Raw genomic sequence first — 18,866 nt, forward strand, 5'->3', positions numbered from 1 at the left:
GACACGGGGCCAGGATGGGGGCCGAAGGCGCGGGGCCGCCGGTGGAAGGAGAGTGCATTGATCACCATTGACGTTCAGCACCGTGGCAGTTCGGCCATGGTCGGCATCAGCGGGAAACTGGACGAGAGTGCGGGCGCGCTGCTCCAGCGGGCCTTGGACGACGTCACCGTTTGCGAGCGGGATCTGATGGTGGATCTGCACGGCCTGCTGTCCATGGACGCCGACGGACTGCTGCACCTCCTGGAGCTGCACCGGCGCGCCGAGCGCCTGGGGCTGCGAGTGCTTGTGGTCGGGTGGCAGCCCCAGCCGCAGCAGATGATGGCCCAGGTTGCCGGGATTCCTGGTCCGGGATCGGCCACCGGGGAGCGATACGCACTGGCAGGCTTCCGCCGACTGATCGAGCAACGGGCACAACGTGCACGGGACATCGCCGACTTCGGTGCCGGATGGCTGCCCCGAGTTTAGGCTTCGACAGCTGAGCCGCACATGTCAGGCGTTGCGACGCGAAGCGGTCAGCCGACTGGTCAGCTCCACCACGCACAGGTACCACCAGAAGAACCAGTCGAGGACGTCCCGCCGTACCCGCCACGCTGGTCGGCTCGGCGGAGGGAGCGACGGCCGCGGCTCCGTGAGAGGTCCGACGGACTTCTCACGGACGGAGTGATCGCCTATCCGATGGGCCAATCTCCGGGTGCACGGTGACGGTTGGGCTGGACATGAGCTCCTCGGCGAGCACCGCTCCGGCCTTGGACGCCTCCTCCAGCTGCCCCGGAAATCTCGGGTTGTCCCGCCGGAACTCCGCCTTGGGTAGAAGATCGGCCTCGGAGACGACGCCCACGACGTGTCCTGCGCCCTCCAGCACCGGCAGGGCGCTGACCTTCCACTGATGCACCAGCTCGACCATGTCCTTGTACGAGGCCTTGCGGCCCACGGCGATGGCCGTATGCGTCATCACGTCGCTGATGGCCTAACGGGTTGCATGCATGACCGGCTCCTTGGATCCCGCTCTCGGTCCGAGCGGCTCACAGCGTGCTGCCACTTCCGTGGGGGGCGTACAGGTCGAGCAGGCGAATCCGTGCGGATAGAAGCCGGTGGGCGAGTACCTGACCCACCCAGTGGCCGATCGCGGACCCGAACGCCGGGTCTGCGTCCATCATCATCCGCACGGCCGCGGCGTCGAACTCGTGGGTACGTACAGGTGTCATCGCCTCGGCGCCGAAGTGCCATGTGTAGGGGCGGAACAGCCAGGACCAGCCGACCAGCTCACCGGGACCGAGGCTCTCGATCACCGCAGGTTTCGTGCCGGGCACCTTGACGTCGAGAGTGACGGTGCCGGTCCGCACGATCCAGAACCGATCTGCAGGGCCTCCTTCGCTGAAGATCCGTGTTCCCTCCACGAAGTTCACCTCGTGGGCCACGCTCATCAGCCGTGTACGGTGCTCCGCCGAGAGGGCGGCAGTGATCCGGATGGGAGAAGGGGTGCTCATGGCGGCCTCCGTTCGAGTCCGTTTCCAGTCTTGCTCAGAGGTCCCTCGCAGGGCATGGGCCGACCGGCCCCACAGGTGGCCCAATCAGACCCGCACGAAGTGCAGCCTTCTCCGAATGCGGCGCGCAAGGGCTCGCAGAGACCCGGCAGGTCCAAGTGGAAGCGGCCGGGAACGGATACCGTCCGCCGGTACGCGCACGCAGGGGAATGGATGGCAACGGGAGCTGTGGTCACCTGGCGCTGGCCGAGCGGCCCTGGTGAGGGTGTCGTGAGGCGTGGCGTGCCGACGTCCGGCAGGCTGTTCTCTGCCATGCTTGCGCGGTTGCGAGAGCTGCCGCGGCTGCGGTTCTCGGGATGCCGCGGCCGACGCGGCCGACTCCGGCCGGCCGCAGGAGCAGGAGCTCGACATGAGTGAAAGAGCGCTGGAGCAGACGGAGCAGGCTGTCCGCCGTGTGGCGCACGTGCTTCGGCTGGCTCACGCCGCCGTAGGCCAGGCGACAGACTTGCTGGCGACGCCCAAGGCCGGGCTGGAGCAGGGGATGATCACCCTGAGCGGAGCGCTGGGCGAGCTCCGGCAGGAGACGGACGAGCTGGTCGCGGCAGATACTTCCATCGGAACGATCGAGGAGGCAGACCTCCGCTCCCTGGTGACGGACATGTACGTCGGCCAGGACGCGGGACGCATCGATCTGCTGATCCGTCAGGTCGGTGACATCGCATGGGCGCGCCGGTCGAGGCAGCCTCTTCCCGACGAAGTGCGGTTCCGCGTACGTGACATGGGCGATGACTGCCTTGCATTGGTCGGACGGGCGGCTGATGTCGTTGAGTTGTCCGCGCCTCATGCGGTCATGGACAGGCAGGTGGAGGACATCGACCGCCGCCAGCGGGAGCTCTGTCGCGTCCTGCTGTCCAGCAGGGACTCGCTCACCACCCGTGACGCCGTCGACGCGGCGGTCCTCGGCCGCTGCTACCAGGAGTGCGCCCAGAGAGCCGTTGCCGTGGCCCGTCACATCGCCCTGCTCCAGGAGACCGCACCAGGCCGGTGAGCAGGCCGGTGGGCGGGTCAGGGCAGGCCGGCCACAGCGGTCTGCTCCACGATCAATTGCCACACGCCCTTGTGCAGGACCACGTTGCCGTGGGTGACCAGCATCGCCGCCTGGACGGGGTCGGCCGGGTCGATCAGCAGTTCACCGTCACGTACGAGGTGCCCGAGTAGTGCCGTGACGTTGTGCGAGTATGCCGCGGAAGCCGCTTGGGGGATGCACTCCGGGAGTCGGCAGGCGCCGATCAGAGTGACGCCGGGGCCCACGGTCGTCGTGGACTCCGGCAGCACGCCTTCGACGTTTCCGCCGTCCGGTCCGACGGCGGTATCGATGATCACGGAGCCTGGCCGCATGCCCGCCATGGCCCGTGCCGTCACCAGCACCGGTGGCCGCAGGCCCCGGCGTGGGCGGACCGTGGTGATGACAATGTCGGCACCTGCCACCAGGCCGGAAAATCTCGGACCGTACGGCGGAACAAGATCGCTGACGGCTACGGTCGCCCCAAGGCGGCGGAGGATGTCTGCAGCCTGCCGGGCAGCGGCATCGGAGCCGAGGACCAATGCCCGAACCGCCCGGGGAGCGGCGGGAACAACCGTGCCCGACAGGGGATGCCCGAACCGATCGGCTGCCAGCAGGGCCGCCTTGTAGCCGGCGAGCCGGGCCTGGGAGGCGACGGCGTCCATGGGCCGGGCCAGTACCGAGGTGTCGGGAGCCAGGTCCAGCCCGATGGCGGTCACGCCCTCGTCCGCCCACCGCCGCACGTCGAACGGAATGCGCAGGGGATCCAGGAGCGCGATCAGAACCTGGCCGTGGCGAAACCGGTGTCCCGCCGGGAAGGCGGGCGGTCGTACGCCCACGAGAATGTCCGCGCGATGGAGCAGTTCGTCGCGCGTCGCGACCCGCGCACCCGACTGCCGGTAAAGGAGGTCGGGCAGCCAGGAGGCTGCTCCGGCCCCGGATTCCACCAGCACTTCCAGCCCGAGCGCCTGCACCGCGCCCACGGCGTCCGGCACGAGGGCAACGCGTCGCTCCCCGGGCGCGGTCTCCCCGCACACGCCGACGATCATGGGAGCCATCACTGCTGCACCACCCTCCGAACGCGTTCCCCGTTCAGTATGGATCTCCCTCAGGGCGAGTCGCATGGTCACTGAGCGTGCCGCACGGGTAATGCTGGGTACATGGCCCCCAGTACCGGTCTCGGATGGCAGTTCTGGGTCGACCGAGGAGGCACGTTCACCGACATCGTGGCCCGCTCCCCGGACGGCGAACTGCTGACCCGCAAGATCCTTTCGGATAATCCGGCTCACTATCACGACGCGGCCGTCGCGGGAATCCGCGCGCTGCTCGGCCTTACCGAGCAGGAGGGGATCCCCGGCGGAGCGATCGATGCGGTGCGGATGGGTACCACGGTGGCGACCAATGCCCTGCTGGAGCGCGCCGGTGAGCCGACCGCACTGGTGATCACCCGCGGCTTCCGGGACGCCCTGCGCATCGGCTACCAGAACCGCCCCCGGATCTTCGACCGGGAGATCGTCCTCCCCGAGGCCCTGTACGACCGGGTGATCGAGGTCTCCGAACGCGTCACCGCCGACGGCACGGTGCTGACGCCGCCCGATCTGGAGGCCCTTGCCCCCGAGTTGAGACGTGCGCACGCCGACGGGTTCCGCGCCGTGGCGGTCGTCTGCATGCACAGCAGCCTCCACCCCGCACACGAGCAGGCGATCGGCGCCCTGGCCGAGCGGATCGGCTTTCCTCAGATCTCGTTGTCCAGCGAGGTCAGTCCGCTGATGAAGCTGGTCCCGCGCGCGGACACCGCTGTGGTCGACGCCTACCTCTCTCCCGTCCTGCGCCGCTACGTACAGCAGGTGGCCGATGAGCTGCGCGGCGTTCGGCTGATGTTCATGCAGTCCAACGGCGGTCTGGCCGAGGCGGGACACTTCCGGGGCAAGGACGCGATCCTGTCCGGTCCGGCCGGCGGCATCGTCGGTATGGCGCGCATGTCGCAGCTGGCGGGCTTCGAGAAGGTCATCGGTTTCGATATGGGCGGCACTTCCACCGACGTGTCCCATTTCGCCGGCGGGTACGAGCGGGTGTCCACCTCCCACGTGGCGGGAGTCCGGATCCAGGCGCCGATGCTGGATATCCACACCGTCGCGGCCGGCGGCGGGTCCGTCCTGCACTTCGACGGCATCCGCTACCGGGTGGGACCCGACTCGGCCGGAGCGGACCCCGGCCCCGCCTGCTACCGAGCGGGGGGCCCACTGACCCTCACCGACGCCAATGTGATGCTCGGCCGCGTGCAGCCGGCCCACTTCCCGCACGTCTTCGGGCCGGGCGGCGACCAGCCCCTGGACCACGAGGTCGTACGGCGGCTCTTCACCGAGCTCGCCGGGAAGATCCGGGCGCACACTGGCGACCGGCGTTCTCCGGAGCAGGTAGCCGAAGGCTATCTGCAGGTGGCGGTGGCCAACATGGCGACCGCCGTCAAACGGATCTCCGTACAGCGGGGCCACGACGTCACCGAGTACGCGCTGACCTCCTTCGGCGGAGCCGGCGGACAGCACGCGTGCGCCGTCGCCGACTCCCTCGGTATCCGCACCGTTCTCGTACCACCCATGGCCGGAGTGCTCTCCGCGCTCGGCATCGGACTCGCCGACACCACTACCCTGCGCGAGCAGTCGGTGGAACTTCCCCTCGAAGAGCCGAGCATGGCGCGGATCCTCGCTGTGGCGCGCGAACTGGAAGACGCCGCCCGCGCCGTGCTCCACGACGAGGACGTCCCCGCCGACCGAATCCAGGTGTCGCGGCAGGCACGGTTGCGGTACGACGGCACCGACACGACCGTCACGGTGGCACTGGCCGACCCCACCGCCATGACAGCGGAATTCGAGCAGAACCACCGGGCGACGTACTCGTTCCTCCTGGACCGCCCCGTCATCGTCGACGCCCTCTCGGTGGAGGCGACGGGACTGACCCGGCAGCCCGATCTAGGCCGCCTCACCCTGACCGGAACGGCTGACGACGGCGCGCAGGAAGCGGACACCGTACCGCTCCATACTGGCGGAACCTGGCGCGATGTCCCCCTGCGGCGACGGGAGTGTCTGGGATCGGGCGCCGTCGTGGCCGGTCCGGCCGTCATCGCCGAGGCCGACGCCACCACCGTTGTCGACCCCGGCTGGCAGGCAACCGCGACCACCACAGGGCATCTGCGTCTCGAACGCGTGGTCGGGCTTGCCCAGACCGGGGTCGAGACCAGGGCGGACCCCGTCATGCTGGAGATCTTCAACAGCCTCTTCGTGTCGATCGCCGAGCAGATGGGCGGCCGTCTGGAGGCAACGGCTCAGTCAGTCAACATCAAGGAACGACTGGACTTCTCCTGCGCGCTCTTCGACCCGGATGGCAATCTCGTTGCCAACGCCCCGCACATCCCGGTGCACCTGGGCTCGATGGGCACCGCCGTCAGCGAAGTGATCCGCCGCCGCCGCGGTGCGATGCGGCCCGGCGACGCCTACGCGGTCAACGACCCGTACCACGGCGGCACTCACCTGCCCGACATCACCGTGGTCACTCCGGTCTTCGACGAGCGGGGCGAGAGGGACGGGGCCCCTGGCGCGGAGATCCTCTTCTTCGTCGCCTCACGTGGTCACCACGCGGAGATCGGCGGCCTGACACCGGGATCCATGCCGTCGAACAGCCACGAGATCGACGAGGAAGGAGTGCTCTTCGACAACTGGCTGCTCGTCGAGAACGGCAGGCTCCGGGAGGACGAGACGCTGCGACTGCTGACGGATGCGCCCTACCCGTCGCGAGACCCGGCAACCAACCTCGCCGACCTGCGGGCCCAGATCGCCGCCAACCGCAAGGGCGTCGAGGAGGTCGGCAAGATGATCGACCACTTCGGCCTCGACGTTGTGCGCGCCTATATGCGCCACGTCCAGGACCACGCCGAGGAGGCCGTCCGCCGCGCGCTCGTCTCCCTCGCCGACGGTGCGTACCGCTACGAGATGGATTCCGGCGCGGTCATCTCCGTACGCATCACCGTGGATCGCGAGCAGCGGTCGGCAACGATCGACTTCACCGGTACATCGCCACAGCTGGAGACGAACTTCAACGCGCCGACAGCCGTGGTGAACGCGGCAGTCCTGTACGTCTTCAGGACGCTGCTGGCCGAGGACATCCCGCTCAACGACGGCTGTCTCAGGCCACTGCGCATCATCGTCCCGGCCGGATCGATGCTCGCGCCGGTCTACCCCGCGGCCATCGTCGCAGGGAACGTCGAGACCTCGCAGGCGATCACCGGGGCCCTGTACGCCGCGCTGGGTGCCCAGGCAGAGGGCAGCGGCACGATGAACAACCTCACCTTCGGCAACGAACGCCACCAGTACTACGAAACCATCGCCTCCGGCTCCGGCGCAGGACCGGGGTTTGACGGGGCATCCGCGGTGCAAACCCACATGACCAACTCCAGGCTCACCGACCCCGAGGTTCTCGAGTGGCGCCTTCCGGTGCTGCTGGAGGAGTTCTCCGTGCGCAGCGGCAGCGGCGGCGAGGGCCGATGGCGGGGCGGTGACGGCACCGTACGCAAGATCCGCTTCCGCGAACCGATGATGGTCAGTACCCTCTCCGGCCACCGCCGAGTCCCGCCCTACGGCATGGCCGGCGGAGCCCCCGGCGCGCTGGGCGTCAACCACGTGGAGCGGGCCGACGGAACCTCCGTCCCGATGGCAGGCTGCGACTCCGTCGAGGTCCGGACCGGCGATGTGCTCGTGGTGGAGACCCCAGGAGGAGGCGGGTACGGCGAGCCGGGCCAAGAGGGAGAGCGATGATCTGGATGTCAAGGGGCGCGGGCGGGCCCTCATACGGCGATGAGCCGATCGGCCACCTCCGATACCCCGTCGATCTTGCGGATTTCGGCAAGGATCCTGCCCACGGCGGTTCCGCCCACAGAACCGGAGAGCGTACTGCCCCGCGTGTGCCGAGACCTGGACGGTGTCCGCGGCCTCCGGCGCCGTGGAGCGGACCACGGCTTCGATCTCGGTGCGCAACCCGGCGTCACCGACCAGGGCATCGAGTAGGGCGTGCCGGAGGACCGTTCCCACATGACCAGCACCGGGCGTTGGTCTCGACCACCCTGTGGCGGCGGGGGATACCGGTGGGGTCGGATGGAATGGAGAGTGCCGGGAAGCCCAGCCCCGCGTTTCCCACGATCCGGCGCCCGCTGAACGGACGGCCAGTGCCGGACGGTCCCTTTCCAGAGCCGCGCGTCCCATGCTCGGCCTCAGGACCCCGGAGCGTGGTGAGGCTGCGTCCATAACGGCCGAGGGAACCCCCAACGGGGAGGGATGACAAACCCGGGATGCAAGCATCTGACCACCGACGCAACGGATCACCGATGGCCGTAACGGGCGCGGGCACCTTGGTGGGCGGCCGGGCCCGCACATCACTCGGTGGGGTGCCGTGCGCCGTTTGCCCCGTGGCACAGGACGTCATCCCGCGAGTGGGGCAAGCTGTGCCTGGAGACGCCCGGAGAAGGAAGCGGGTACGTATGAAGCCGCTCGCCGGTACGGCGGTCATCGGGATCGGAAACGAGTTCAGGCGCGATGACGGGGTGGGGTGGGCGACCATCGCTTTGCTGCGCGCGCGGAAAGCGCAGCGACCTCTCCCGTCCGGTACTGAGCTCACACAGTGCGACGGAGAACCCGGCCGGCTGATCAGCCTCTGGGAAGGCAAGGCCCTCACCTTCGTCGTCGACGCCTGCTTCCCACCCGCGGCGCAGCCTGGGCGGACACATCGGTGGTGTGTGGCCCCGGGCGAGATGCCGCACCCGGCTGCCGCAGGCAGGCAGAGCACCCACGGGCTGGGGCTCGCCGAGGCCTTGTGCCTCGCCGACAGTCTCGGGCGCGGTCCCGGCCGTCTCATTGTGTACGCGGTCGAGGGAGCGGACCGCTCGCTGGGCACGGGGCTCACCCCGGCGGTGGCGGCCGCCCTGCCGCTTCTGGCCCGGCGCATCGAGGAAGACGTCCGGCAGTACAGCCGGAGAACTCGCCGGACCAGCTTCGAACCCGGGAGCCCGCTGGTCTGACATGCTGCCGGATCTAGGCACGTGGAGACCGAGAGGTGCACCATGACCGACGCTTCGGACGCCGGAGCCGTCCTCGACCACCAGGACGCACAGGTGCTTCATCGAGTACCGCTTACGGTCGCTTCACGGCTACCGGCGCGAGCGCGGGGACGACAGGGCTCCGGCCGGCCGGAACCGGACACCTCAGCGCCCTTCCAGTCATCTACCAGACGGAGCAGCCGGCATGGAGCCAGTCGTCACCGTGGGCCTCGACGGCTCACCCGAGAGCCTCGCCGCTGCCCGTTGGGCCGCTGACGAAGCCGACCGCCGCAAACTCACGCTGCGCCTGTTGCACGCGTGGCCCCTGCTGGCTCCGGAACCGACCCACGTCCCCTCCGAGATGGATCAGAACTACTGGGCGAAGCGGATCGTGCACAACGCGAAGGCGGAGCTCCAAGCGCGCCACCCGGGCCTGACCATCGTCGGCAACCTGGTCGCCGAGGATGCTCAGGAGGCGCTGCTGAAAGCGTCAGCGGAGTCCGAGATGACCGTGCTCGGTTCGCGAGGACTGGAGCCCGTCGAGAGCTATTTCCTGGGCGACATCAGCATGCCCGTCGTCGCACGGGCCGAGCGGCCGGTGGTCCTGGTGCGCGCCGGGACGCGCGAAGAGGGTCCGCCGTCCGCTCCAGGTGCCTCAGGCGGCGTAGTGGTGGCATTGAAACTGCACGGTCCGTGCGACGACCTGCTCGCGTTCTCCTTCGCCGCCGCCGCGGCACGGGGCGTTCCCCTGCAAGCCGTCCACGGCCGGAGCGTTCCCCTCCACGCTCACGCTCCCTGGGGCACGGACCACGACGTGACCGAGAAGATCACGCAGGACGCGCGGAAGCTCCTGAGCGACGCCCTTCGCCCCTGGCGCGAGAAGTTCCCGAGTGTGGAGGTGGCCGACAGCGTCGGTCTTGAAAGCCCCACCAAGGCCGTGGTGCGGGCCGCAGAGGGCGCAGGGCTGCTGGTCGTCGGCCGACGCAGGCACCGCCCTGCCCTGGCACCCCCATTGGGTTCCGTGGCCACCGCCGCGATCCATCACGCGCGCTGCCCCGTCGCCGTCATTCCCCATGACTGAGCCGAGCCACCACGAGGAGCCGCCGGTGCCGGCGCACCGGACCGACGCGTCCGCGCTCCGGACCGGCACCGGCCTCCAGGTTCCGCCACTACCGCGCGCAGAGGTGTGCGAGACGCACACCGCGGTCCTGTTCTTCGTCGGTGACCGCGCCTACAAGCTGAAGAAGCCGGTCGACCTGGGGTTCCTCGACTACACGACCACGGCGGCCCGGCGGGCCGTGTGCGAACGAGAAGTCGCCCTCAACCGTCGCTTCGCCCCTGATGTCTACCTGGGCCTGGGTGAATTTCGCGGACCGGACGCGGACACGCCCGAACCTCTCGTGGTGATGCGCCGCATGCCGGCGGAACGCCGCCTGTCCCTGCTCGTGAGTCAAGGCGCCGACGTCGACGAAGCCCTGCGGTCTGTCGCACGCCTCCTTGCCTCCCGTCACGCGGACGCGCCCCGCGGCCCGGACATCGACGAGCAGGGCAGGCGGGACGCGCTGTCAGCGCGCTGGGAAGCAAGCTTCACGCAGGTCAGGGGACTGACCGAGGACGGCCAGCTGCTCGACGGGGTGGAGGAGACCGAGCGCTTGGTGCGTCGCTATCTCGCCGGCCGCGAGAAACTGTTCGACGCGCGTATTGGGCAGGGGCGGGTGGTCGACGGCCATGGCGACCTGCTCGCCCAGGACATCTTCTGTCTCGACGACGGACCCCGCGTCCTGGACTGTCTGGAATTCGACGACCGCCTTCGCTCCGTCGACGGTCTCGACGACGCGGCCTTCCTCGCCATGGACCTGGAGCAGACGGGTGCCCCGGAGGCCGCGGCGTTCTTCCTCGCCCAGTACAGCGAGTACTCCGGCGACCCCGCACCGCCGTCCCTATGGCACCACTACGTCGCTTACCGCGCGTTCGTCCGTGCCAAGGTCTCCCTGATCCAGGCAGCTCAAGGCGCCCGCGGCGCGCATGCGGCAGCGCGGCGACTGGTCACCACGACGCTGCGCCACCTGCGTACCTCCGCTGTCGGCCTGACCCTCGTCGGCGGCCTCCCGGGCAGCGGAAAGTCCACGCTCTCCGGCGCACTGGCCGATCGCCTGGGCGTCACGCTGCTCAGCAGCGACCGCCTCCGCAAGGAGCTGGCAGGCATGCCGGCGGAGGAATCCGCGGCCTCCGACTACGGCGAAGGGCTGTACACGCCCGAATGGACCGCGAGGACGTACGCGGCCCTGCTCGACCGGGCGTCCGCCCTCCTGTCCCGCGGCGAGTCCGTCGTCCTCGACGCCACCTGGTCCGATGCGGGACAGCGCGAAGCCGCCCTGCGCATGGCCGAACGCGCCAGCGCCGACCTGGTGGCCCTGCACTGCCAGGCTCCGGGCGAGGTGTCGGCCGCACGCCTGAGCACCCGCGCCCCCGGGGCGTCCGACGCCACCCCCGATGTGGCCAGGGCCATGGCAGCCACGGAGCCGCCGTGGGACGAGGCCGTCCCCATCGACACCGGCGGCCCTTTGGAGGCCGCGGTCATCCAGGCGATGGCGGCCGTACGCCCGTACGGCGCCGGCCAGGCCCCGGTCTTCCGCCGCCCCTACATGGAACCGGACTGAGCAGCGTGGCGAGCCTGTGTGCAGTCGCCCGCTCGCCGCAACGAACGTCCTGTTCCAAAGGGCCCGGGCGAGCCGGTGGTCCCAGCACGAAGCCAGGGCGGCTGATCACGACGACCGGGTGAATCAGGGTCTCTCCGGCATGACGCACGTGCAGGGGGAGGTAGTGCGGCCTCTATTGCCGGTGCCGGCCCGGCCGGAGAGAAGAAGCGCGAAGCGGACGGCCGCGGTGATTGCTTTGCCCTGCGGCAGATCTGTCTCGCCCCCGGCAAGAGCAGGTGCCGAATGCCTCCGGTGGACCCGCCCCTTGGCATGGCGCACAGTGGCACGTGACGCCGTACACCCGCTGTCTTGATCACGGAGGCTTTGTCATGACCCAGAGCACCCCTTCCGAACAGGACCGTTTGTCCCTCGTCGAAGCACAGGTGCAGACGCTCGCCCAGGCAGTGCGGGCACTGGCCGAAGGGTTGGAGGCCAACCCCTCACAGGAGACAGAAGGATCGGCCCACGCGGCGCGCGGCGCACGGCTCGCTCATGAGCTTCTCCTGGCCCAGGGCCTGTAGTGCCACTGGGAGGACCGCATGGTGGAAGGCGACGAGGGGGGTAGGAGACGTCCACTCCCTCCTCATCGGCACAGCCGCTCGAGGAGCCGCCCAGTGGGCGGCTCCGGGGCTTTCCGTGGATCAGTAGAGGCTGGCGACGATTCGATCGTTCATGATGGCTTCCCCATGCATGGGGGATGACCGGGATCCACTTGACGGGCCACGTTCACCGTGAGGAGGGGATGGTTCGACCGCGCCGACGTGCTGACCGGCCGCGGGATCCGGAGGTACTCGACACGGTGGTTGGCTCGCTCAGGCTGAGGGCGTGTCGTCGATGGCGTATCCGAGACGTGAGGTGACGGAGACCACGCCGTCCACGGTCCGGCAGAGGCGTTCGATGAGTGGGATGAGGCTTTTGTAGTCGACCGTTCCTTGCAGCTCGACCCGGCCGTCGGTGACGCCCACGGTGATGGCCGAGGGGCTCTGGCGCAGGCTGAGTTCGAGCACGTCACCCATGATTTCGTGACGGATGTCCTCGTCGTCCCGGAGGAAGATCCGTAGCAGGTCCCGTCGGCTGACGATTCCGATCAGTACGTCCGCGTCGTCCACGACCAGGAGCCGCTTGACTCCTTGTGCTTCCATCAACCGGGCGGCTTCGGCGACGGTCCAGTCGGGTCTGGCGCACACGGGGGGCGAGGACATCAGCTCCTCGGCGCGCGTACCTGCGGCCTTGTCCTCCTGCCAGGCCTCCCGTTCGGGAAGTGACCTGAAGTAGTCGCTTTGGCCTGCGGATTTCGGCAGCAGGTCCCGTTCCGAGATCACGCCGAGCGGGTGGCCGGAATGGTCGACGACTGGGACGGCCGACACTTTGTGTTCCGTCAGGGTGCGGGCGATCTCCTTGAAGGGGGCGTTGTTGGGGACGGTGACGACCTCGCGGGTCATCAGCTCGCGGACTTCCCGATGCTTCATGCTCTTCTCCTACCGCTCGGTGGGCGTTCGAGCGCCGACCGACACGTCGTCCTGTGCGTAGTCGAGCCGGTTGACCACGTCGACGACGCCGTCGACGCTCTGGCACAGGCGCAGCACGATGGGGACCAGGCTGCGCCGGCTTACGGTGCCGCTGAGGGTCACCAGCCCGTCGGTGACCTCGACGGTCAACGACGACGGGCTGAGCCCGAGGGTGTGGGTCACCACGTCTTCGAGGATTTCCTCCTGGATCGCGTGGTCCCTGCGCAGGAAGAGCTGGAGCAGGTCGCTGCGGCTCAGGATGCCGATCAGTCGGCCGGCGGCGTCCACCACGGGCAGCCTCTTGACCTGCCGCCCCCGCATGACCCGCGCTGCGCGGACGACGCTCCATTCGGTCTGTGCGGTGATGGCGGGGCTGGTCATGAGATCGGCGGCCGTGTTCGTGCCGCTGCCGGAGCTGCGCTTGCGCAGCAGGTCGGCCTCGGAGACGACGCCCACGGGACGTTCGGCCTCGTCCACCACGGGCACGGCGGAAATGTCGAACTCCTTGAGGAGCCTGGCGATTTCCTTGAACGGGGTGCCCCGCTGGACGCTGACGGCTGTCGGGGTCATCAGGTCGGCGACGCTGCGGTGCCTCATCGTCGGCCTCCCTCACGTGCGGACTTCGGCGTCGAGGCGCACGGCCGTGACGTCCACTACCCCCGGTACGGTGCGTGCGACTCGGACCAGCACGTCCTTCAGGGCCGGGTCGGGGATGGAGCCGTCCAGATGCACGATGCCGTCGGCCACATGCACCTGGACCATGGCCGATCCGGCGGGGATGAGCTCTGCCATGATCAGTTCGCGGAGCTCCTCGGCGATGTCGGCGTCGGGGCGGAGGTAGATCTTGAGGAGGTCGCTCCGGCTGACCACGCCGACGAGGCGGCCGTCGCCGTCGACGACGGGGAGCCGCTTGAGGTGGCCGCGGGCCATCAGACGGGCGGCGCCGGGGATGGTGGCGTCCTTGGTCACCGTGACCGCCGGTACGGTCATCAGCTGCCCGGCGGTGACTGCCCGGGACTCGTCCGTGCCCTGGGCCTTGAGCAGCAGATCCGCTTCGGATACCACGCCGGCGACCCGTCCTTCCTCCGACAGGACGGGCAGGGCGCTGATCCGCCACTGCCGCATGGCCTCCACGACGTCCTTGAACGGTGCTCTGCGGTCGACGGAGATGACGGCATGAGTCATCACGTCCTCGACGGTGCGAAGCTGCTTCATGATGCCTCCAGTAGCGGCGTCTTGATACATCCGATCGTGGACACCTGTGCCCGCCTGGCGGTAGGGCCGTCAGGGGATCACTTCGGGCTGATTGGCCCTGTTCTCCAGGTGACGGGCGTACTTCATGAACGGATGAAATTGACGGCAAGGGTCCCTGGGAGGATGCGGAGAAGCGGCTGGCGGCCGTGCACCGCACGATCGGGATCCGCGAGAAGCAGGCGGAACTCTTTCCGCCCTGTGTCGCGGGGGTCAATGCGTGGCATGGCGAGGGTCGGCAACTGGAGACAGGTCGTCGATCGCGTAGCCGAGGGCTTGGTCCACGCTGACGACCCCGTCGACCGACTGGCACAGTCGTTCGACAATCGGAATGGTTGACCGCTCCTGGACCTGGCCGCTCAGGGAGACGACCCCTTCGTTTACGGTCACGGCAACGCCTCCCGGGGTCATCCTGAGCGTCCGGCCCAGTACGTCGTCGACGATTTCATCGCGGATGGCGTCGTCGCGACGGAGCATGGGCCGCAACAGGTCGGTGCGGCTGACGATGCCCACCAGGGTTCCGGTCTCGTCGACCACCGGCAGACGCTTGACACCTCGCTCGTGCAGGAAGCGGGCCGTCTCGACGATGCCCCACTCCGGACGGGCGGTCAGGACCGGGGTGGACATCAGATCGCCGGCGGTCCGGGCGCCCATGGAGGCACGGTCCATGGGCGCCGCGGCGCGCATGGGGTCGCGCCCTTCGGTATCGGGCAGCCCGGCCTGCCTGCGAAGCAGGTCGGCTTCGGAGACGATGCCGATCGGATGGTGACGGGTGTCCACGACGGGCAGGGCCGAGACCCCGTTGTCATCGAGGCTCCGGGCGACCGTTTTGAGTGACGCTTCAGGGGCGGCCGTGGCCACGTTCCTGGTCATGACGTCTGCGACAGTGCGGTGAGACATGGTCCGATCTCCCTTGTGAGTAGGTCCGTCAGTCGTGAGCGATGACCGCGACGGGGGCGGCGGCGTGGTGCAGGACCGCGTGGGCCACGGACCCCAGATGCGCCCCCAGAGGCGAGCGGCGCAGATGGCGGCCCACCACGACGAGGTCCGCGTTCGCTGCGGCTTGGACGAGCTGGTCGCCGGCGGGCCCCATGAACGCCTCGTGGGTGACGCAAACGGACGGGAACTTGTGCCGCCACGGCATCAGCATGTCGTCGAGCATCACGGTGACACTCCGGCCGACCTCCCGCTCGTTCTCCGGGTCGAAGAAGGGCGCGTACTGGTACATGGAGGGCAGCTTCCAACCGTGGACCGCACGCAGGGCGCAGCCGCGACGGTCGGCTTCCTCGAAGGCGAAGGCCAAAACCTTGTCCGCTGCCTCGTGGATGTCGATCCCCAGGACGATCTCCCCGTACCGGACGGGCTGGGCCTCCTCGGGCGCGTCCGACACGCGTACGAGTGCCACCGGCGTCTCGGTGGCCGCCAGAGTCGACAAGCTCACCGAGCCGATGAGGAATCCGACGAGACCTCCCACCCCGCGGGAGCCGAGTACGAGCAGCCCGGCGTCCACCGCCTCCGCGGCCAGGGCTGCCGCAGGCCTGCCTGAGAGGCATCTCGTCGAGACCTCCAGCCCGGGATGCCGGCGTCGCACGTCCTCCAATGCCTCGGTGAGCGCCTCGTCGGCCCAACGGTCGGCCGCTTCGCTGCCCAGCCCTGGTACCGCGGGACTGATCAGCCAGTCGACAGCGTGGACGAGCCTCAGCGGCACGTCCCGCAAGGCCGCCTCCCGGGCGCCCCACAGAGCCGCAGCCCGGCTCTCGCGAGAGCCGTCCACGCCGACGGTCACATGGTGCTTCATGGCCAGAACCTCCTTGGGCGGCGCGGGACGGCGGTCCTCTTCCAGCGTCACCTGCGGCGCGATGACCGAGGAGGGGCCGAGTGGCCCCATGTGGGACCGATCAGCCCCCCGCTACTCCATGGAGGCGCGCGAGGCGACGTAGTCCGCGCAGCCGTCCAGGGTGTTCACCGCCGGATAGTCGGACTCGGGCAGGGCGAGACCGGTGCGCTCGCTCAGCGCCTCGATGAAATTTGAGGGAGTCGAGCTGTCGGCAAACCGCCGTGCGCCGGCGCGCCCATACTCGGGAGGGGGGAGTGATCCGTCGCAGGCATCGTTCTCCGCGGCCGGGACAAGGCGTGTGTGAGGGCGAAGGCACACGTTCAGGAGGGCGGCCCGGGTGGTTCCTCGAGGACGCTCCACGCGACGGGACCGAGTAGGTCCGCCACCCGCTGGAAGACGTCCATCAGCAGGTCATCCACGGTCAGCATGCCCACCACCTGGCTTCCGTCCAGCACGGGCAGGCGGCGGACCCCAGTTCTCCGGAAGGTCCGGTACGCCTCGTGGATGTCGTCGGTCGCATTCACGGTGACGACTGGGGATGTCATCACCGCATCCACCGGCTCGCCCATATCCAGGCCCTCGGCCAGCGCGCGCAAGGCCAGGTCACGGTCGGTGACGATACCCCGAAGCGCCCCACCTTCCGTGACCACCACGGAACCGATCCCGTACTCGCCCATCTGCCGGGCCACCTCACCGACCGGTGTCCGCGGAGGAATCGTCACTGCTGGTGCGCTCATTCGATCGGATACGTTCATCGTTCAGCTGCTCCCTGAAGCCTGCAGCCCGTGGGGCAGCAGGAGGTTGGAGTTCATGCTGCGGCTTCGGTGTCCACGGGCCGTTCTGACAGCCGCCCTTCCAGCATGCCGTCGGTCAGCTGCACGGCGCGATGGCCAAGGGCGTTGAGGAGCCGAACGGCGTCGTGGGGCAGGACGCAGTACTCGCTGCGGCAGTAGGCGACGACTTCGGAGCTGGGCGGCAGTTCCGCCTGGCCCGACGTGGCAGCGGGCACCCGTCCGGGTGAGAGAACCACGGCTGATCGGCGGGTGCGCAAGCGGTCACGCCCCTGGTCTCCCGAAGCTGCCGCGACTTGCAATGTAACTCAGCGTGTCATGCGGGCCTTGGCCTCGGACTTCCAGCGTCGCCACTCGGATGTTCTTCCGCTCGGACTGCGCCATCGCCGCGAAGCGCAGCGCGCGGGGCATGAGCGTTGAGTGCGTATCCGGTTCGGAATGTCGTGGGTGGGGTGCTGTGCCGCCCGGGCCGGCCCGGCAACACGCACCGACAGGAACTACCTCGATGCCGGCCCGTGTGTCCGGCCGGGGGCGGTGCCGAAGCCACCCATGTGGCCGCAGGCTTTCACTGGTGGCCCGAGTTGACAGTCATCACCTCTCGTTTAGGCCGAATGGTCCCCTCAAGGGACCCGATGGTCTCAAGACCGTTCTCCAGGCCAGGCGCAGATTGGAGGAGTCCCTGTTGGGCGCTCGAGCCCAGGGCAGATGAATCGAGGAGGGGGAAACTTAGGCACAGCGTGTTCCCGGACCCTCAGAAAAGGTCACTCGGAGTTCCGTGCTCTGTCACCACAACCAACCAGGAGGCGGCCGTGACGACCGCGCGAGAGATCATGCACGAGGGCGCGTCCTGCGTCCGCGAGGAGGAGACGCTCATGGACGCGGCACGCCGCATGAGCGAACTGGGAGTGGGAGCACTCCCGATCTGTGGGCCGGATGACCGGCTGCACGGCATCATCACCGACCGTGACATCGTGATCAAGTGCCTGGCCAAGGGCAAGGACCCGCACCACATGACGGCGGGCATGCTGGCTGAGGGCAAGCCGTTCACGGTGGCCGCGGACGCGGACAGCGGACAGGTCCTGCAGATCATGCAAGAGCACCGTGTCCGACGACTGCCCGTCATCGAAGACCACCGGCTCGTCGGCATGATCAGCGAAGCCGACCTGGCACGCCATCTGTCAGAAGACCAGGTTGGGCACTTCGTCGAAGCCGTCTGCGCCGTCCCTTGAAGCCCTGTGCGGGCGGGTAAGGGATCTGGGGCCCGGCTGGCTGGCAGCTCACGTGCTACGCCGGGCGGCCCACCGGCGGACCCCAGAACTGCCGATTGGAGAGACCGTGACGGCACATGCGACTCCACTCGGGGAACTCGTGGCAGCTCCCCCTGAACCGGTCTGTCGTGGTCCGAGTGGCACGCTGCCGACGCGCACGACGCCGACGCCTCCTCCCGGGGATCCGGGGAGGGACCAACCCGGGCTGCGTCCCATACACACCATCCGGGTGCTTGATCTCTTCGGCTGATCCGTCGGCCTCGTGTCGGAGATGTGCAGTGACTGTGGCGCGGCCACGGGGACGGCCGGCGCAACGCGTGACAAGAGACGGCACTGCTTGCAGCGACGCTGCTCCGTCCGAGGAAGCGGAGCCGCGCGGACACCCAGCTCCGCCCCAGGGCGTCGACATGGCATCCGCCGATCGCGGCGAAGAAGCCGCTGCCGAGCGCCCGCCCACGTGCCGGCGGCCGCGCGTAGTGGCCAGGTTGAGAAAGTACATCGCGGGGCCGAGGGCCGAGGCACCGGGGAGGCCGACGCGTTCGGCGACCGCCGGTGCCCAGGTCCGTCGTATGCGCAGGAGCAGAGCGTCCTCCTTGCAAGACGATGAACCCTGACACCACAGGAAGCGGCATCCATGCACACCTGGGGGACCAGATGGTCGTGGGCGGCCCCACGGTCGGCAAGCCCGGCCGTGACGGCGAAGTCGTCGGACTGCACCATGACGACGGCACTCCGCCGTACGACATCCGCTGGTCGGACACCGGCCGCGTCACGCTCTACTTTCCTGGTCCGGATGCCCACGTCAGGCATTTGGGCGACGCCGAGGGAAAGCCGGCAGACCGCCAGGCACAGCGGCGGCCGCGCACGTCTCCGAAGTGAACCC

Annotated in this window: 17 protein-coding genes and 2 pseudogenes; 9 read left to right on the plus strand and 10 right to left on the minus strand. The window is 69.0% G+C overall.

Translation table 11 applies throughout. The annotated features are described in order from the left end of the window. Positions 1–57: 57 nt before the first annotated feature. Complete coding sequence (locus OG534_RS34195) at positions 58–465, plus strand: STAS domain-containing protein (protein ID WP_008734998.1); 408 nt, start codon at positions 58–60, stop codon at positions 463–465. A 223-nt stretch (positions 466–688) separates the two neighbouring features. On the opposite strand, the pseudogene OG534_RS34200 reads toward OG534_RS34195, so the two are convergent. Together OG534_RS34200 and OG534_RS34205 are read right to left on the minus strand one after the other, a co-directional pair. Next, positions 689–952: pseudogene (locus tag OG534_RS34200) on the minus strand (CBS domain-containing protein); the annotation flags it as partial. Positions 953–1,022: 70 nt separating this feature from the next. Beyond that, positions 1,023–1,487, minus strand: a complete 465-nt coding sequence (locus tag OG534_RS34205) for a cyclic nucleotide-binding domain-containing protein (protein WP_266616605.1) — start codon at positions 1,485–1,487, stop codon at positions 1,023–1,025. Positions 1,488–1,893: 406 nt separating this feature from the next. Here OG534_RS34205 and OG534_RS34210 point away from each other — a divergent pair, with 406 nt between their 5' ends. Further along, a complete protein-coding gene (locus tag OG534_RS34210; protein ID WP_326593251.1) occupies positions 1,894–2,532 on the plus strand; it encodes a hypothetical protein in 639 nt (212 codons plus the stop codon). Positions 2,533–2,549: 17 nt separating this feature from the next. On the opposite strand, the gene OG534_RS34215 is transcribed toward OG534_RS34210, so the two are convergent. Continuing rightward, the gene (locus OG534_RS34215) at positions 2,550–3,605 is read right to left on the minus strand and encodes an NAD(P) transhydrogenase subunit alpha (RefSeq protein WP_326593252.1); all 1,056 of its coding nucleotides are present in this window, start codon (positions 3,603–3,605) and stop codon (positions 2,550–2,552) included. Positions 3,606–3,707: 102 nt separating this feature from the next. Here OG534_RS34215 and OG534_RS34220 point away from each other — a divergent pair, with 102 nt between their 5' ends. The 5 genes from OG534_RS34220 (at position 3,708) to OG534_RS34240 (ending at position 11,849) form a co-directional block, all read left to right on the plus strand. Further along, positions 3,708–7,355: a hydantoinase B/oxoprolinase family protein gene (locus OG534_RS34220; RefSeq protein ID WP_326593253.1), complete on the plus strand. Its 3,648-nt coding sequence runs from the start codon at positions 3,708–3,710 to the stop codon at positions 7,353–7,355. 719 nt (positions 7,356–8,074) lie between these two features. Beyond that, positions 8,075–8,611 carry a hydrogenase maturation protease gene (locus tag OG534_RS34225; RefSeq protein WP_326593254.1) on the plus strand — a complete coding sequence of 179 codons (537 nt, stop codon included), beginning with the start codon at positions 8,075–8,077 and terminating at the stop codon, positions 8,609–8,611. Positions 8,612–8,834: 223 nt separating this feature from the next. Continuing rightward, the gene (locus OG534_RS34230) at positions 8,835–9,710 is read left to right on the plus strand and encodes a universal stress protein (RefSeq protein ID WP_326593255.1); all 876 of its coding nucleotides are present in this window, start codon (positions 8,835–8,837) and stop codon (positions 9,708–9,710) included. A 103-nt stretch (positions 9,711–9,813) separates the two neighbouring features. Beyond that, a complete protein-coding gene (locus tag OG534_RS34235; protein ID WP_326593443.1) occupies positions 9,814–11,289 on the plus strand; it encodes a bifunctional aminoglycoside phosphotransferase/ATP-binding protein in 1,476 nt (491 codons plus the stop codon). 368 nt (positions 11,290–11,657) lie between these two features. Further along, the gene (locus OG534_RS34240) at positions 11,658–11,849 is read left to right on the plus strand and encodes a hypothetical protein (RefSeq protein WP_008734969.1); all 192 of its coding nucleotides are present in this window, start codon (positions 11,658–11,660) and stop codon (positions 11,847–11,849) included. 291 nt (positions 11,850–12,140) lie between these two features. Here OG534_RS34240 and OG534_RS34245 read toward each other — a convergent pair whose 3' ends face one another. The 7 genes from OG534_RS34245 to OG534_RS34275 all read right to left on the minus strand — a co-directional run bounded on the left by OG534_RS34245 (position 12,141) and on the right by OG534_RS34275 (position 16,933). Beyond that, positions 12,141–12,797: a CBS domain-containing protein gene (locus OG534_RS34245; RefSeq protein WP_326586538.1), complete on the minus strand. Its 657-nt coding sequence runs from the start codon at positions 12,795–12,797 to the stop codon at positions 12,141–12,143. Between the two features lie 9 nt (positions 12,798–12,806). Then, positions 12,807–13,433 carry a CBS domain-containing protein gene (locus OG534_RS34250; protein WP_326586537.1) on the minus strand — a complete coding sequence of 209 codons (627 nt, stop codon included), beginning with the start codon at positions 13,431–13,433 and terminating at the stop codon, positions 12,807–12,809. A gap of 12 nt (positions 13,434–13,445) precedes the next feature. After that, positions 13,446–14,054, minus strand: a complete 609-nt coding sequence (locus OG534_RS34255) for a CBS domain-containing protein (protein WP_442807208.1) — start codon at positions 14,052–14,054, stop codon at positions 13,446–13,448. Between the two features lie 246 nt (positions 14,055–14,300). Continuing rightward, entirely contained in the window at positions 14,301–14,987 is a 687-nt protein-coding gene (locus tag OG534_RS34260) for a CBS domain-containing protein (RefSeq protein ID WP_326593256.1), read from the minus strand. Between the two features lie 28 nt (positions 14,988–15,015). Continuing rightward, a complete protein-coding gene (locus OG534_RS34265) occupies positions 15,016–15,885 on the minus strand; it encodes a universal stress protein (protein WP_326586534.1) in 870 nt (289 codons plus the stop codon). Positions 15,886–16,244: 359 nt separating this feature from the next. Beyond that, the gene (locus OG534_RS34270) at positions 16,245–16,679 is read right to left on the minus strand and encodes a CBS domain-containing protein (RefSeq protein ID WP_326586533.1); all 435 of its coding nucleotides are present in this window, start codon (positions 16,677–16,679) and stop codon (positions 16,245–16,247) included. 53 nt (positions 16,680–16,732) lie between these two features. Next, positions 16,733–16,933, minus strand: a complete 201-nt coding sequence (locus OG534_RS34275) for a hypothetical protein (protein WP_266616581.1) — start codon at positions 16,931–16,933, stop codon at positions 16,733–16,735. Between the two features lie 591 nt (positions 16,934–17,524). Here OG534_RS34275 and OG534_RS34280 point away from each other — a divergent pair. Both OG534_RS34280 and OG534_RS34285 read left to right on the plus strand, forming a co-directional pair. Then, entirely contained in the window at positions 17,525–17,944 is a 420-nt protein-coding gene (locus OG534_RS34280; protein WP_326586532.1) for a CBS domain-containing protein, read from the plus strand. A gap of 669 nt (positions 17,945–18,613) precedes the next feature. After that, positions 18,614–18,817: pseudogene (locus OG534_RS34285) on the plus strand (DUF1918 domain-containing protein); the annotation flags it as partial. Between the last annotated feature and the right edge of the window lie 49 nt (positions 18,818–18,866).

Source organism: Streptomyces sp. NBC_01294, assembly GCF_035917235.1.
Taxonomy (GTDB): Bacteria; Actinomycetota; Actinomycetes; order Streptomycetales; family Streptomycetaceae; genus Streptomyces; species Streptomyces caledonius.

Excerpts from the sequence above, each read along its gene's own strand:
- OG534_RS34205 (WP_266616605.1), bottom strand. The coding sequence starts at position 1,487 with ATGAGCACCCCTTCTCCCATCCGGATCACTGCCGCCCTCTCGGCGGAG.
- OG534_RS34210 (WP_326593251.1), top strand. The coding sequence starts at position 1,894 with ATGAGTGAAAGAGCGCTGGAGCAGACGGAGCAGGCTGTCCGCCGTGTG.
- OG534_RS34215 (WP_326593252.1), bottom strand. The coding sequence starts at position 3,605 with ATGGCTCCCATGATCGTCGGCGTGTGCGGGGAGACCGCGCCCGGGGAG.
- OG534_RS34220 (WP_326593253.1), top strand. The coding sequence starts at position 3,708 with ATGGCCCCCAGTACCGGTCTCGGATGGCAGTTCTGGGTCGACCGAGGA.
- OG534_RS34225 (WP_326593254.1), top strand. The coding sequence starts at position 8,075 with ATGAAGCCGCTCGCCGGTACGGCGGTCATCGGGATCGGAAACGAGTTC.
- OG534_RS34230 (WP_326593255.1), top strand. The coding sequence starts at position 8,835 with ATGGAGCCAGTCGTCACCGTGGGCCTCGACGGCTCACCCGAGAGCCTC.
- OG534_RS34240 (WP_008734969.1), top strand. The coding sequence starts at position 11,658 with ATGACCCAGAGCACCCCTTCCGAACAGGACCGTTTGTCCCTCGTCGAA.
- OG534_RS34245 (WP_326586538.1), bottom strand. The coding sequence starts at position 12,797 with ATGAAGCATCGGGAAGTCCGCGAGCTGATGACCCGCGAGGTCGTCACC.
- OG534_RS34250 (WP_326586537.1), bottom strand. The coding sequence starts at position 13,433 with ATGAGGCACCGCAGCGTCGCCGACCTGATGACCCCGACAGCCGTCAGC.
- OG534_RS34260 (WP_326593256.1), bottom strand. The coding sequence starts at position 14,987 with ATGTCTCACCGCACTGTCGCAGACGTCATGACCAGGAACGTGGCCACG.
- OG534_RS34265 (WP_326586534.1), bottom strand. The coding sequence starts at position 15,885 with ATGAAGCACCATGTGACCGTCGGCGTGGACGGCTCTCGCGAGAGCCGG.
- OG534_RS34270 (WP_326586533.1), bottom strand. The coding sequence starts at position 16,679 with ATGAACGTATCCGATCGAATGAGCGCACCAGCAGTGACGATTCCTCCG.